The 13311-nt window shown below is 45.0% G+C and carries 13 protein-coding genes, 1 tRNA gene and 2 rRNA genes (1 of these 16 running past the window's edge); 6 read left to right on the top strand and 10 right to left on the bottom strand.

The window, feature by feature from the left end:
- Window positions 1-28: 28 nt before the first annotated feature.
- The 5 genes from AC3B6P_RS03110 to fliE form a co-directional block, all read right to left on the bottom strand.
- Window positions 29-1786 (bottom strand): flagellar hook-basal body complex protein, encoded by a 1758-nt coding sequence (locus AC3B6P_RS03110; protein WP_489804675.1) that lies wholly within the window; start codon window positions 1784-1786, stop codon window positions 29-31.
- 175 nt (window positions 1787-1961) lie between these two features.
- Window positions 1962-3044 (bottom strand): EscU/YscU/HrcU family type III secretion system export apparatus switch protein, encoded by a 1083-nt coding sequence (locus tag AC3B6P_RS03105; RefSeq protein WP_489804674.1) that lies wholly within the window; start codon window positions 3042-3044, stop codon window positions 1962-1964.
- A 15-nt stretch (window positions 3045-3059) separates the two neighbouring features.
- Complete coding sequence (locus AC3B6P_RS03100) at window positions 3060-3917, bottom strand: flagellar biosynthetic protein FliR (protein ID WP_489804673.1); 858 nt, start codon at window positions 3915-3917, stop codon at window positions 3060-3062.
- Entirely contained in the window at window positions 3918-4193 is a 276-nt protein-coding gene (locus AC3B6P_RS03095; RefSeq protein WP_489804672.1) for a flagellar biosynthetic protein FliQ, read from the bottom strand. It abuts the gene before it with no gap.
- An 11-nt stretch (window positions 4194-4204) separates the two neighbouring features.
- A complete protein-coding gene (gene fliE, locus AC3B6P_RS03090) occupies window positions 4205-4573 on the bottom strand; it encodes a flagellar hook-basal body complex protein FliE (RefSeq protein WP_489804671.1) in 369 nt (122 codons plus the stop codon).
- A 298-nt stretch (window positions 4574-4871) separates the two neighbouring features.
- On the opposite strand from fliE, the gene AC3B6P_RS03085 reads away from it, so the two are divergent.
- The 5 genes from AC3B6P_RS03085 (at window position 4872) to AC3B6P_RS03065 (ending at window position 9430) form a co-directional block, all read left to right on the top strand.
- Window positions 4872-5117 carry a hypothetical protein gene (locus tag AC3B6P_RS03085; RefSeq protein ID WP_489804670.1) on the top strand — a complete coding sequence of 82 codons (246 nt, stop codon included), beginning with the start codon at window positions 4872-4874 and terminating at the stop codon, window positions 5115-5117.
- A 105-nt stretch (window positions 5118-5222) separates the two neighbouring features.
- Entirely contained in the window at window positions 5223-7796 is a 2574-nt protein-coding gene (locus tag AC3B6P_RS03080) for a hypothetical protein (protein ID WP_489804669.1), read from the top strand.
- Window positions 7793-8215: a flagellar basal body rod protein FlgB gene (locus AC3B6P_RS03075; RefSeq protein WP_489804668.1), complete on the top strand. Its 423-nt coding sequence runs from the start codon at window positions 7793-7795 to the stop codon at window positions 8213-8215. Before AC3B6P_RS03080 ends, AC3B6P_RS03075 begins: the two co-directional genes overlap by 4 nt.
- Window positions 8216-8241: 26 nt before the next feature.
- Window positions 8242-8652 carry a flagellar basal body rod protein FlgC gene (gene flgC / locus AC3B6P_RS03070; protein WP_489804667.1) on the top strand — a complete coding sequence of 137 codons (411 nt, stop codon included), beginning with the start codon at window positions 8242-8244 and terminating at the stop codon, window positions 8650-8652.
- Window positions 8653-8713: 61 nt separating this feature from the next.
- Entirely contained in the window at window positions 8714-9430 is a 717-nt protein-coding gene (locus tag AC3B6P_RS03065) for a MotE family protein (protein ID WP_489804666.1), read from the top strand.
- Between the two features lie 51 nt (window positions 9431-9481).
- On the opposite strand, the gene AC3B6P_RS03060 is transcribed toward AC3B6P_RS03065, so the two are convergent.
- Window positions 9482-9823 (bottom strand): hypothetical protein, encoded by a 342-nt coding sequence (locus tag AC3B6P_RS03060; protein WP_489804665.1) that lies wholly within the window; start codon window positions 9821-9823, stop codon window positions 9482-9484.
- Window positions 9824-9993: 170 nt separating this feature from the next.
- On the bottom strand, window positions 9994-10365 hold the full coding sequence (locus tag AC3B6P_RS03055) for a hypothetical protein (protein WP_489804664.1): 372 nt from the start codon (window positions 10363-10365) through the stop codon (window positions 9994-9996).
- A gap of 181 nt (window positions 10366-10546) precedes the next feature.
- Here AC3B6P_RS03055 and AC3B6P_RS03050 point away from each other — a divergent pair, with 181 nt between their 5' ends.
- Window positions 10547-10960: an amidohydrolase family protein gene (locus tag AC3B6P_RS03050; RefSeq protein ID WP_489805529.1), complete on the top strand. Its 414-nt coding sequence runs from the start codon at window positions 10547-10549 to the stop codon at window positions 10958-10960.
- 281 nt (window positions 10961-11241) lie between these two features.
- On the opposite strand, the gene AC3B6P_RS03045 is transcribed toward AC3B6P_RS03050, so the two are convergent.
- The 3 genes from AC3B6P_RS03045 to AC3B6P_RS03035 form a co-directional block, all read right to left on the bottom strand.
- Window positions 11242-11318: transfer RNA gene (locus AC3B6P_RS03045), tRNA-Met, on the bottom strand.
- 32 nt (window positions 11319-11350) lie between these two features.
- Window positions 11351-11465 (bottom strand): 5S ribosomal RNA (gene rrf, locus AC3B6P_RS03040).
- A 103-nt stretch (window positions 11466-11568) separates the two neighbouring features.
- Window positions 11569-13311 (bottom strand): 23S ribosomal RNA (locus AC3B6P_RS03035); it runs 997 nt beyond the window's last position.

Raw genomic sequence — 13311 nt, 5'->3', positions numbered from 1 at the left:
AGATGGCTACCTTTTTCAATCAGCTATCTTATTGCTTCATCGCAATCGTCTGCTGAAGTAACGTATCGGCCGTCGTAATAACTTTCGTATTAGCACTATAGGCTTCCTGTGCCACGATCAGGGCAGATAGATCACTGGTCAGATCCGTCGTTGAACCTTCTACTTGTCCAACATTTAGAGCTGTGCCGCCATGTTCACCAATATAGCCAACTACAGGTATACCCGAATCTGACGTAGCCAAATAAGCCTGTCCATTCACTGCCTGTAATGCATTCATATTATTAAAGGTCGCTACAGGAATTTTTCCGACCATTTGCGAATAACCATTGTCAAACACCGCCATGACAGACCCATCACTGCTGATTTTAGTCGTCTGATATTTCCCCTGCGTGACACTATCATTCATAAGGGCCGAATTATCTCTATTCACAGACGTCGCTGTTGTAAGCTGGACACTTGTTGTTGCATCCAGATTATAGGAACTACCATTTACAGTAAAAGCTAACTGAGAGGGAGTCACATCAGCACCATTATCATCTTTGACACTATCAATCCCACCCGTAGCATTGAACACAACAGAATAAGACCCGCTGACTGAGCTTGAAGCAGGATTATAAGGATCCACCGCTTTAACACTCCATGTTGGCGGGGAGGCAGATGTTTGTGTCCAGCTTAAAGCGACCGAAACAGGATTCCCGTCACTATCAGTGATAGGATTCCCTTGTGCGTCTTTCAAAGTGGTTGGAGACGTCATATAACTCTGGTTACTGCCAGTCGTTGTTCCCAGAATGATACCATTCCCCATATTCAGAGTGCTTCCTGATAGGTCCACAGGGACAGACTGGGAAGCTGAAGGCTGGTTGTTACCTGTCGCCATAATCGTACCAGTGCGCCCGCCAATCGTGCCGAGAGACAGAACCATATCCTGGGTGTTATTATCCCCATATTTAGCATGAATTGGAATTTCAGCCGGGGCACCATTCGCGGAAGAGCTGACCTGTTTACCCTTGGAGTCGGCAATTGACGCCAAAGTCCCGTCAGAATTAAATGTGACCTGATAATCTTCAGGAGCAATAGCGCCCTTTCCATCGGCATCAAAAACATCAACCTTCCAGACGAGAGGGTTCGTCGTACTCTGGGTCCATTGAACAGCGACATTATGAGGCTGGTGTTGACCGTCATATATCGTGGTTGCCGGTGTCGTATAGGTCTGCGCATCCGAGGGCTGATAACTGCTCATATCGGTTGGAACCTTACCGACAGTTGCATTATGCGTAATAGTATTCGTCTCAGTTGGCTTAAACTCGACATTACCAACTTGTAATGGCGTCAATGCATTACTCAGAGAGCCATTACTATCAACGGAGTAACCCTCAAGATAATAACCAGATGTGTTAACGATATAGCCATTCTTATCGATATTGAAATCGCCATTTTTGGTATAATATTGCTGGCTCCCAAAGGCAACTCCGGTACCAGAGGTCCCTTGAGGCTTGGTAACAATAAACATACCTTTACCGGATACCATCATCGCTAGAGCATTATTACTATTACTCGCAGCGCCATCATTATCCACATGCTGTACGGTAGAAGCGGAAACGGAATGTGAATAAGCGCCCGCCAGATTCGCATTATTTCCAGCTACAAAATCCTGAAAAGATGTTGAGGTGGCTTTGTAACCAACCGTCTGGCTATTGGCTATATTATTACTTAAATTGGTAAAGGCATCAGCTTGAGCATTAATACCGCTCACTGCTGTTGATAGCGCATTAAAAACACCAGACATAAAATATCGTCCTCAACTCATAGGAAATTACAGAACGTTCCAGATATTAATCCTCTTATCGAAATAAATTTCAAGAAAAGGAATAACGGCAATTTCCAAAAAAATGTCTACACTCTTGTATCATGACTAGAGAATCTACAAAAAGCAACCTTTAACTTAATAATCAGAAAACTGTTTAATACGTTCCTGTACGGGCTCCCGGCGTTTTAAGTTTAATAATATAGGCGATAATTGCTGCGACTGGTTTCCAGAACTCCTCAGGAATCTCAGAGTCCAAAGGGAGTGTATAAAGTGAGCGTGCCAAGGGTGGGTTTGATATAATAGGTACCTTCGCTTCTTTAGCCATTTCCCTCATACGGAAAGCCAGTTCATCGACGCCTTTAGCAGTCAGTAACGGAGCCGTACCACTAGTAGTGTCATAAGAGAGTGCAACAGCATAATGAGTAGGATTAACTATTACGACTGTCGCTTTCTGAATGGCTTCACGAATTCTTTGTCTCGCACGACGCATCCTGATCTGGCGTATCCGTGACTTAATGAGAGGATCGCCATCACTCTGCTTAACTTCATCCTTAATTTCCTGGAAACTCATTTTCAGCTTTGAAAAATGTCGATATCTCGTCCAGACCTCATCAAGAACTGTAATAACGCATTGAACAATAATGACTAAAAAAACCGCATAAACAAACCAATTCCCTAATTCCTTAACAAGTCTCAGAGTTGTCCATCTTTCCGTTTGCGGTGATATGTCCAGAGTTTTATAGGCTACACCATATAGTATAAAGCCAAATACTGAGAATTTTACTATATTCTTAAGTAATTCAATAATATTATTGAGACTGACAATTCTCTTTATACCCTTTGCTGGCGAAAGACGCGTTATATCCAGCTTTAAAGCTTGCGGCCGAAACAGAAAGCCCGTCTGCATCATACCAAACAGAACTGTTATCCCCAGGCCAAAAACCAAAAAAGGTATAGAAACAGCTATCCCATTATTTACAGCCTGTTTTGTCAAAGCAAAAATGATTCGCGGATCCCCTTCCACAAGCCAGAAACGCGACATCAGATCTTTCATGGAAACAAGAAACTGTTTGGCAGAATCGGCCATTGTCAGAATATAGATCAGCAAAAACCCACCCAATGAAACCAGAAGGAGCAACTCCCTAGATTGGGGTATATTTCCCTCTTCACGGGCTTTCTGAAGTTTTCCCGGGGTCGGCGCTTGTGACTTTTCTCCTCCGCCACTTTCGTCAGCCATAAGCCTCTTCCCCTCCTAAGGCCGCGGCAATAGAAGGCCGGAGGAGAAAGCGGAAATACCCGGCAAAGCTGACAAAAGCCCTTCAATTTTCTCCGCCCATGTTCCGGCCATAACCTGTATCAATAATGCAAGCAGGAAAATACCTCCCAATATCTGGGCTGGCATAGCAATCCCATAGACTTGCAAGGCTGGCATTAGACGATTCAGAACACCCAACATAGCTGGCCATAATGTTCCCACAAGAATAAAAGGAGAGGCCAACTGCATAGCAATACGGAAGGTTTCACTGACAGCTTCTGTCATACTCATCGCCATATCACCAATCATCAACCCTGTAATATGACCGGCTGGAAACGTTATGTAAGAACCAGTTACCGCCAGTAAGGGTAGCGCATAAAGACCTGTGCTCAGGAAAATAACAGGCATCAGGACATTCATTAAGTGGGCAACAGCAGTACTCGAAGCCCCCAGCTCACTATCAGACTGGATAACACTCGCCAACCCTGTAAAGACAGCAATAATTTGTCCGGAAATTACCAGAGACATGGCAATTAACCGCGCCAGAAGCCCTATAAATATCCCACAGATCAGCTCTTCTGATATAATCCCCATTGCCAGAGCCGGCATGCGGAGCACCTCTCCAGAAAGCGGCGTCAGCCTATCCTGCAAAACTGGCAGGATAGTCACCGTCACAGTTAAAGCAATGCCAGCTCTTATCCGCATCGGGACAACCATCTCGCCCAAACCGGGAGCCGTCATGATAATGGCACTCACACGGCATAGAATGATCAGGAACATTCCGGCGAGAACAGCAATTGAGCCGTTAGGATCTCCCAGATTTGGTGAACCCGGAAAATCAGAAAACCAAGACAATCAAGACCCTCCAACCTTGATGATCTGATCAAAAATCATCAGGGCATAAGTACGCATAACCGAAGCCATAAAGGACCCCGTCAGTAACAGGGTAAACATGGCAACAGTAAATTTTGGCACGAAGGAAAGCGTAGCTTCGTTAACCTGCGTCATAGCCTGGAAAAGTGACACACATAAACCTGCCAGAAGAGACGCTATGAGCGAAGGTGCACCCATCTTGACGGCAACGATGAGGGATTGACGCAATATCTCCTGAATATCTACAGAATTATGCATAACACCTGTCCTTAAACAGACATTCTCATCACTTCCTGATAGGCATTAACAAACTTGTCTCTCAAAGTCGTTACTGTTTGTAATGTCAGTTTAGCTTCTTCAACAGAAGCGACAACATCCGACAGATTCCCTTTGCCTGACAAAGCCTCTGCCGTCTGGGATTCAGCAACTTTTCCGGTCTGGATTGCATTGCTAACCGCCTGGTTAAGAACCTGTCCAAAGCTTGATACTGCATCAGAAGAGTTATTGACAGCCCCCGAGCCAGACGCCTCATCAGTTTCAGAAGGAGAGTTCACTTCCCTTAATTTCTGAGCATTTCCATATGCCCGAACAGCATCAAAATTCTGCCCAGAGATAGAAGATAATCCGTTTGCTGCCATAAGTCATAAACCTCTTATTATAGCTCCCTGCAATGCAATCCCTGTCTTTTTCATCAACGGTGTATACAAAACCGTACACCACCTTATAGAAGGCAAAAGAATATTATTGATTTACAGACTGTCCTAATCCAGAAAAACCATAAACTGGATAGGTATTCATTTTAAGCAAAAAATTACATCCTGACCAGTATATTAAAGGTAGCTTTCACTAAAAAACTTGGTTTACATTGAAGGTTGGTTTATTTTAAAAATGGTTAATAGCGTAAAGCTGATTCTATGTTTGAAGAGGAGACTCCTCATGTCCGATGTTGCTGTAACTAATCAGGCTAGTTCAGTGCTTCATAGTGCGGTCACGCATGAGGCTTCCATAAGCCGCGTCAAAAACCGTCCTGAAAACACTACCGGTAACATTAAGCTCGTTTCAGACCATGGCAAAAATGCTAAAATGACCATACAGTTTGATGCGACTGGGCAGATTGTGCCCTCAGCCCGAAATGTTGAAAAACATTCTGCAACGGCTAATTTCGTTGATCTTCTGGCCTAATTCCCACCTTCAATCACACTGAAGAGAAACTTATTATAGGCATGCGGCATTTTATTTAAGACCGTGTTGGATAATGTTTCGCCTTGCTTTGGAAAGAGTATTTTAATGCCGCCTGCCTATAATAAGTTTTTTTCAGGTCATGCAGTTAAAAATCTCAAAGCGTGTCAGAAACCTTCACATAGTTCGCCCCAATATTTACTACTAGCTTCTTGCTTAACATTACTGTCTTTCCCAGCTCTGGCTGCAACGGCGCCGGCTTCGTCGCCCTCTGCTGCCGCCACGCAGGCACCTTCTCACGAAGACTTACTTCTTAAAGGCCTCCCTCCTGGGTGGAATGCCCACGTGATTGGCGTTGGGAAAGCGCGTCAGGAAGTTCTGCCCCCTTCCCAGAAGCTTCCGGGCAAAACTGCGCCTCCTCCCAAAGGGAAACTCTCAAAGGCACAACCTAATCCAGAACACCCTGCCTCCACGGAAATTTCGCATAACCGTATCCTCATACCCATTCCCTCAGGAATGGGCGTGGCTGCCTATAAAAGCGGCGGGAAGTTTGTCATTGTCATCGACAGCGCCCAACCAATGGATACATCCTCGTTACGCGGGGATGGAATTTTTTCCAAGTTAACGGTTCAATCTCTTCCACTCGTCACACTGATCACAATTCCGCTTCCTGATACAAGGAGGCTCTTTCTCTCCCAACAGAGCGAAGGATGGATTCTAGGTGACGCCCCTCCACCCGGTGAGGGATATAAACTACGTAAGGAAATTGTTCCCAGGCTTACTCCTGAGGGGCTTTTGCTGCCTATGAGAAAACCGGGAAGAGTTTTCTCTATCAGTGATCCTGCCTCCCAGCAGAAACTACTTGTGGCCACCTCTACTCTAGATGATGGTGGCATCCTTTCCCTCCGTCAGGGTGCTCACTATGAGTTGTGGCCAACATTGGAAGGTGTCGTTGTGCATGACAACACACCTGAACATACAATAGAAATGCGGCGCACTGATAAAGGCGTCATTCTTTCCATGGCAGGAAAGCTTCTGCCAGATATGAATCAGGCCATCTATGCCAATGATGTTGATCTGAAATGGTTAGGATTAAGACATAACTCCCCTCAGGAAGCAGAAGAACGATACCGCAAAGCACTTCTTGCAGCCGCAGATTCGAATCCTCAGGAACGTTTCCAGAAACGCATAGAAGCAGCACAGGCTGCCATTAACGTAGGAGACTTCATCGCCGCACGTACTATTTTGAACGTTGCCCTGGATGACGATCCCGAAGAATCTTTAAGACCTGAGATACGTTTTTTCGCCGGAGCCATCGCACTTTTGAATGGCGACCTGAAGCAGGCAGATCTCCTTGACGCCAAATGGCCGGAAGATGATTTACGAGCGACACAACTCTGGAAGGGACTTTATTACGCAGCCCTAGGCATAAAAAATTCTGAATCAGCCCATATTTTATCTACCGATTTTCAGCGACTTCAAAGCTATCCTGATATATTAAGGCCACTTCTTCTCCCTGCTGCCACAGAGCAGATTGCCCGTTATGGTAGCATAGAGGATATGCGGGTTCTGGATCATCTCCCAGAAACACCTGACATATCTCTTGCTCTGGCTTTACGCGACCTTCGCACAGGAAGGACAGTAGAAGCCCGAAAAAGACTAAAATCTCTCAGCGTTAACCAGGATATTATTCTTTCGGAAAAAGCAACTGAGGCTGAAATCTCTCTGGATCTAAATGAAGGCCGTTTAAAACCGAGCGATGCAATTAAAAAATTTGCAGCCCTTCAGCCTGATGCACGCCTTGCGAGACGTGAGGCTCTGGTTTTGATGCTCCAGGCTGAAGCAGCCATGCGCGCCCAGCAATGGGAACAGGCTCTTTCAGCTTTGGATCAGGGAAAATATCTCTCTTTTCAGAAATATAATCAGCGTTATCTTCCCATGCTGTCGCATATTCTGGATAAAATCATTCTAGAACCAGGCACGCCACTCCAGAAAACTCCAGGGCAAGAGAGTCCCGAGCTTCGCAAAGCAGCAATTTTGCGCGCCCATCTTCCCGATCTGCCAGATGGTCCCGACAAAGCGACGCTTCTCGTTTCATATGGAAAATTACTCTCTGCCCTCGGCCTATTAGAAGAAGCTTCCCAGACATTCTCATCAGCCATCCCTATGCTACAAAATCCTGAAGAAAAAGCAGAAGCGACAAACCTCCTGGCAACATCCTATTTGCAGCAAGGAGACTATAATGAAGCGAACCATATACTGACAACAGCCGACCAATCTGGTTCATCTCAAGCAGAGCGGGTTAAAAGAAACCAGCTTATTGCCCAGATCGCTGTCTCTTCCGGGAAGTCTGAGGTCGCCTTGTACCTCCTCAATGGCGATGACAGCCTCGCAGCAGCAGATATGAGAGCCAAAATTCATGAGACTCGTAATGAATGGGCTCTCGCTATCCCTGACGTCAGAAAACTGGCAGAAGCCAATATACCAGATAAAGGGGCATTGACGCTCGACCAGCAATTGCTATCCTTACGTCTCGCCTCCGATGCCTCACGCGCAAAAGATGCTGATACACTTAACTGGTTAATGACAAAAATAGACAGCAGACCTTTTAGTGGTAATACTGACCACATTTTCAAGCTTCTTGTAACGCCTGAAACGACTGATGAAGTGACAACGCCATGACAGATGTAACACAATTAATGTCTCAACAGATCAAAGGCACAGATCTTCTCCATCTTGCAGAACGGCGGATGAACTGGCTGCAACGCCGCGAATCCCTTCTTGCTGGAAATGTGGCCAATGCCAATACGCCAGACTACAAGCCGAAAGACATTTCTCCTTTTCAAGGCGTTCTCAACTCCCATAACGCACTCGCTTTATCGAAAACAGATCCACGACATATTGAAAAAAACGCCGAGGATATTACGACATCTCGTGATATGAGCACTCTTTCCTCTCTCACAGGAAATAAAGTTTCTCTTGAAGATGAACTCGTCAAAATTGCCGATACGAATGATCAGCACCGTTTTGCAACAACAGTTTATGGGCGTTATATGAGTATGTATTCCATGGCACTCGGAAGTTCTGGTTCTTCTATATAAGCCTTTGAAAACAGGAGATAATAATTATGGACTTCTCTAATATCATAGGGATATCAGCCAGTGGGATGCACTCTCAGGCAGAGAGGTTGCGTATTGCTTCTGAAAATCTGGCGAATGCTGAAACGACAGGCTCTTCCCCAGGAAGTGACCCTTACCGCCGGAAAACGATCACCTTTAAAGAAGCATTGGATCGTACAACAGGCACCTCTAATGTAGAGGTCCAGAAAGTCGGCCTTGATCGCTCTGACTTTCAGACACGCTACGATCCCAACCATCCAGCCGCTAATGCTCAGGGCTATGTCAAAGTTCCGAACGTTAATCCTTTAATCGAAATCATGGATTCACATGATGCACAGCATGCTTATGAGGCCAATCTGAATACAATGCAGATTACACGTTCCATGCTCACGCGTACAATCAATATGATGAAATCCTAATTTGCATGCACGAGATCTCCCAGTCGCTTAATATTCTTCCAATAGGAAGGTCTTCTGAAACATGAAAATCAGCAATTTGCCTTTAAGCAAGATTGTCAATGTTTCAACAGGCCTGATGCTTGTGGCCTTGGCGTTCAGTCTGCATTCTCTTGCTGCTGAGGTAAAAGAACAGCTTAATAAGCCCTCTCCTCCTCAAACCCAGCCTCATCCATTAAAACCTAAAAAGAAAGTGAAGAAATCTTCAAAAGGTGAAGAGAAAAACTTCGTCACAGAAGAAGAGCTTGGCTGGGTTCATAATATAAAACCCAAAGACACAGAAAAAGGATCTCCAACAGAGGATTCACCATTATCAGACCCTCTGACACATGCAGCAGAACAGAAACTGAAAGAAACAATCAAGGAAAGACAGGAGCAGAATAATCCCCATTTTCAATATTTAAATAATCAGCAAACAGCTCTTGAGAGAGAAAAGGAAAATATTAATAATCAACTCAAAGAGTTAGATCAGAAAACGACTGAACTTTCACAAGATCAAGAAAGTAAGAAAAAAGATTCTGAGCAGAAATTTGTGCGTCTGGCGCATGTTTATGAAGAAATGCCCCCTCGCGATGCAGCTGCTGTGTTTAACGTACTTGATATGCGTGTTCTTGTCCCTGTCGCCCAGCATATGTCACCACGAAAAGTCTCTGCCGTTATTGGCGGCATGCTCCCAGATAGAGCCAATATCTTGACCCAATATCTCATTGGTGCACGGAAACTCTCCTCAGATGAGAAATAAAGGCAATTAAGAAGACATTTTACTTACCAATTTACTGGTTCAGTCCGTAACTCATTTATTGGAAGCCGCATGTTGATTACACGTTAAAAGACCGTTACGAGGCAATGTTATCACCTGTTTTGCCTCAAAATATAAGAGAGATAAAGGAGCATGAACAGAAATCAGCGTATTCTCACCAATATATCTCAATACAATATATGCATGAGGCAGATACCACATAGTCTGTGTATCAATATTAACTTCACATGTGGTTAGCTTTATTCCATAGAGACGTAAACGATCAACAACTTGTTTATAAGCATGGCTATCAACAAAAGCTGCTTCGTTTTCATTAGAGCGGTATTCCATAACAGTCATAATAAGATTAACAGCCGATGGAAGTGGCTTTTCCATAAATGCCAAAAGGCCTAGCATTGATATCATTATAGAGACGAAACTAAATTGCTTTATTTCTTTCCAACTACCATCTATTAAATTAATAAAAAATAAAATTATAAAACATGATATTAATAAAAATAGGAAAAAATAAACGAAATTACCATTAAAGATTCTGAACATTATAATTAAATATAATAAAAAAATATAAATAATACAAAGGCCATCAAACCCCAATTTGATCTTTCTAGTAGAATAAAATTATTTATGGAACCTTTTTTCCAAAATAACTTACTAAACAATATAAAAAGCCATAAATTACTATACAAACCACAAAATAAAGTCGGAAAAACAATTAATACCGCAAACAATTCAATAATAATTAAGTTAAATAACGAGATATTCTTAATAATATAAGGAATACATCCATATTCAAAACCATAAACAATCAAAATAAATCCAGAAATAGCTGGCGAAGTCAAAAATAAAATAGTAAAAAATATTTCTATATTATCATTATATTTATTTATCTTTTTAGAAATAGTAGAATCATCATTCATGTATTTTCTTACCCCATCTCGAAATTTATATTATAATTTACCTTATTTTTTCGTTTTTATTTAAAAAGGATAATTATTTCAATAAACACAGCTCAGATCTCTAAATCAAGAGATTCATTAATTATCCTGGACGAGAGAAGCTTTTTATAAGGCTGGGTTAGGGAATTCTTTTTCTAAACAGATCAATGACCCTGCCTGGGCAGAACAGCACAGCCATAGTAAGGATGCGCAAAATGCACGCAATTCCCTTGCTATCAATATAAAAAATCTACAACTTCTTTATCAAGCGCACGTACGAATTGGCTTTGGCACGGATAGTGGTGCATTTCCGAGCAGGGTTCCTGGAGTTGCGGAGCAACGGGAACTTGCACTTTACAAAGAGGCGGGCCTCCCTGCACTTGCGGCAATTCATATAGCGACAGAGAATGCGGCTCATCTGTTAAACTTACAGGATAGAGGCGTCCTGTCTCCCGGCAAGAAGGCTGATCTTCTAGTAGTGAGAGGCAATCCTGTCAGCGATTTTGGAAGTTTAAACAAGATAGTTGAAGTCTGGCACAGTGGAACAAGCACTCCAGGACCTATCACTGTTCCCTGATTAGTCGTTTTTCCTCCAAATAAGCGCGGACCGTCATATTATATTGGTAATGAGAGGGAGCAGCATTGATCCTTGATGCTGGATATGGGTTCCAATCCCTTTAACAGGGGCTCTTGTAACAAGCAGAACTGTATTTTTCTAGAAAGAGTGTATCCTGCTTTTTAGCTTTTTATGGGGCTCTTATATCACCAATGAGGCATATTGATTGAATGTGCTGCCCTCATAGTGAGATGAGGCTAAGCATCTTTGGGTATTATTTTTAGTGTATGGGAGTATGTATTTGGAAGCGGGGGCAGGATTTGAACCTGCGGCCTTCAGGTTATGAGCCTGACGAGCTACCGGGCTGCTCCACCCCGCATTGGTGGGGTATATATGAGGGTGAGCGAGGGGACCTGGCGGCGACCGACTTTTCCGCACCTTAAGGTGCAGTATCATAGGCGCTAGGGTGTTTTACGGCCGAGTTCGGGATGGGATCGGGTTTAATCCCCCTGCCATAGCCACCAGGTCTTCCCGCTCACCCTTAAGGTAAAGAGTGAGGGGGTTAGTGCTTATTGAGAAGTATTTCTTTTTAGTTATTTTGTGAGTAGGAGATGACTGTGCATGTGTTGATGTGTGAGAGATATGAGCGATTAGTATCAGTTAGCTAAGTGAGTTACCTCACTTACACACCTGACCTATCAACGTCCTGGTCTTGAACGGCTCTATGAGACCTAGTTTTGAGGCTGGTTTCCCGCTTAGATGCTTTCAGCGGTTATCCATTCCGAACTTAGCTACCCGGCTATGCCACTGGCGTGACAACCGGTGCACCAGAGGTTCGTTCATCCCGGTCCTCTCGTACTAGGGACAAATCCTCTCAAGTCTCTTACACCCACGGCAGATAGGGACCGAACTGTCTCACGACGTTCTAAACCCAGCTCACGTACCACTTTAATCGGCGAACAGCCGAACCCTTGGGACCTGCTCCAGCCCCAGGATGTGATGAGCCGACATCGAGGTGCCAAACCTCCCCGTCGATGTGGACTCTTGGGGGAGATCAGCCTGTTATCCCTAGAGTACCTTTTATCCGTTGAGCGATGGCCCGTCCACGTGGAACCACCGGATCACTATGGCCGACTTTCGTCTCTGCTCGAGCTGTCACTCTCGCAGTCAGGCGGGCTTATGCCATTGCACTCGACAGTCGGTTTCCGACCGACCTGAGCCCACCATCGCGCGCCTCCGTTATCCTTTAGGAGGCGACCGCCCCAGTCAAACTGCCTGCCATGCAGGGTCCCGGACCCAGCTTATGGGCCGCGGTTAGACATCAGAAAAAGTCAGGGTGGTATTTCAAGGACGGCTCCACAGTGACTGGCGCCACTGCTTCAATGCCTCCCACCTATCCTACACAGAATTTTCCTGATGCCACTGCAAAGCTGCAGTAAAGGTTCATAGGGTCTTTCCGTCTGACCGCGGGTACCCCGCATCTTCACGGGGAGTTCAATTTCGCTGAGCCGATGCTGGAGACAGCGGGGAAGTCGTTACGCCATTCGTGCAGGTCGGAACTTACCCGACAAGGAATTTCGCTACCTTAGGACCGTTATAGTTACGGCCGCCGTTTACCGGGGCTTCAATTCAATGCTCTCACATCTCCTCTTAACCTTCCGGCACCGGGCAGGCGTCAGGCCCTATACGTCATCTTTCGATTTCGCAGAGCCCTGTGTTTTTACTAAACAGTCGCTACCCCCTGGTCTGTGCCACCCATACATGGTTGCCCACATATAGGTCTCGTTTATCCCGAAGTTACACGAGCAATTTGCCTAGTTCCTTCAGCATCGTTCTCTCAAGCGCCTTGGTATACTCTACCAGTCCACCTGTGTCGGTTTCGGGTACGGTCTATTCGCCAGAGCTATTTCCTGGAATGGTCCAAAAGCATGCTCAATCCGTTAAGAGCATACAACATTTCTCATTCGTCACTTCTGGCAGGCCTGGGAATATTTACCCAGTTCCCATCGACTACGGCTTTCGCCCTCGCCTTAGGGGCCGGCTCACCCTGCGGGGATTAACCTTGCGCAGGAACCCTTGGACTTTCGGCGACAGTGTTTCTCGCACTGTTTGTCGCTACTTATGTCAGCATTCTCGCTTCTGATACCTCCAGAGAGGGTCACCCCGTCTCCTTCGCAGGCTTACAGAACGCTCCGCTACCGCGTATGATAATTCATACACCCACAGCTTCGGCACGTGGCTTGAGCCCCGTTACATTTTCGGCGCAGGGTTTCTATTAGACCAGTGAGCTATTACGCTTTCTTTAAAGGATGGCTGCTTCTAAGCCAACCTCCTGGTTGTTTTGGAATCCCCACATCCTTTCCCACTTAGCC

The organism is Aristophania sp. ESL1142 (assembly GCF_058107345.1).
The sequence above is the reverse complement of the archived record's forward strand: the minus strand, read 5'-3'. Positions and strand labels throughout refer to the sequence as shown.

What these genes read in the sequence shown, in the direction of transcription:
- AC3B6P_RS03080 (WP_489804669.1), top strand. Translation starts at nt 5,223, where the DNA reads ATGCCGCCTGCCTATAATAAGTTTTTTTCAGGTCATGCAGTTAAAAAT.
- fliE (WP_489804671.1), bottom strand. Translation starts at nt 4,573, where the DNA reads ATGGCAGCAAACGGATTATCTTCTATCTCTGGGCAGAATTTTGATGCT.
- AC3B6P_RS03085 (WP_489804670.1), top strand. Translation starts at nt 4,872, where the DNA reads ATGTCCGATGTTGCTGTAACTAATCAGGCTAGTTCAGTGCTTCATAGT.
- AC3B6P_RS03110 (WP_489804675.1), bottom strand. Translation starts at nt 1,786, where the DNA reads ATGTCTGGTGTTTTTAATGCGCTATCAACAGCAGTGAGCGGTATTAAT.
- AC3B6P_RS03055 (WP_489804664.1), bottom strand. Translation starts at nt 10,365, where the DNA reads ATGAATGATGATTCTACTATTTCTAAAAAGATAAATAAATATAATGAT.
- AC3B6P_RS03095 (WP_489804672.1), bottom strand. Translation starts at nt 4,193, where the DNA reads ATGCATAATTCTGTAGATATTCAGGAGATATTGCGTCAATCCCTCATC.
- AC3B6P_RS03075 (WP_489804668.1), top strand. Translation starts at nt 7,793, where the DNA reads ATGACAGATGTAACACAATTAATGTCTCAACAGATCAAAGGCACAGAT.
- AC3B6P_RS03105 (WP_489804674.1), bottom strand. Translation starts at nt 3,044, where the DNA reads ATGGCTGACGAAAGTGGCGGAGGAGAAAAGTCACAAGCGCCGACCCCG.
- flgC (WP_489804667.1), top strand. Translation starts at nt 8,242, where the DNA reads ATGGACTTCTCTAATATCATAGGGATATCAGCCAGTGGGATGCACTCT.
- AC3B6P_RS03060 (WP_489804665.1), bottom strand. Translation starts at nt 9,823, where the DNA reads ATGGAAAAGCCACTTCCATCGGCTGTTAATCTTATTATGACTGTTATG.
- AC3B6P_RS03065 (WP_489804666.1), top strand. Translation starts at nt 8,714, where the DNA reads ATGAAAATCAGCAATTTGCCTTTAAGCAAGATTGTCAATGTTTCAACA.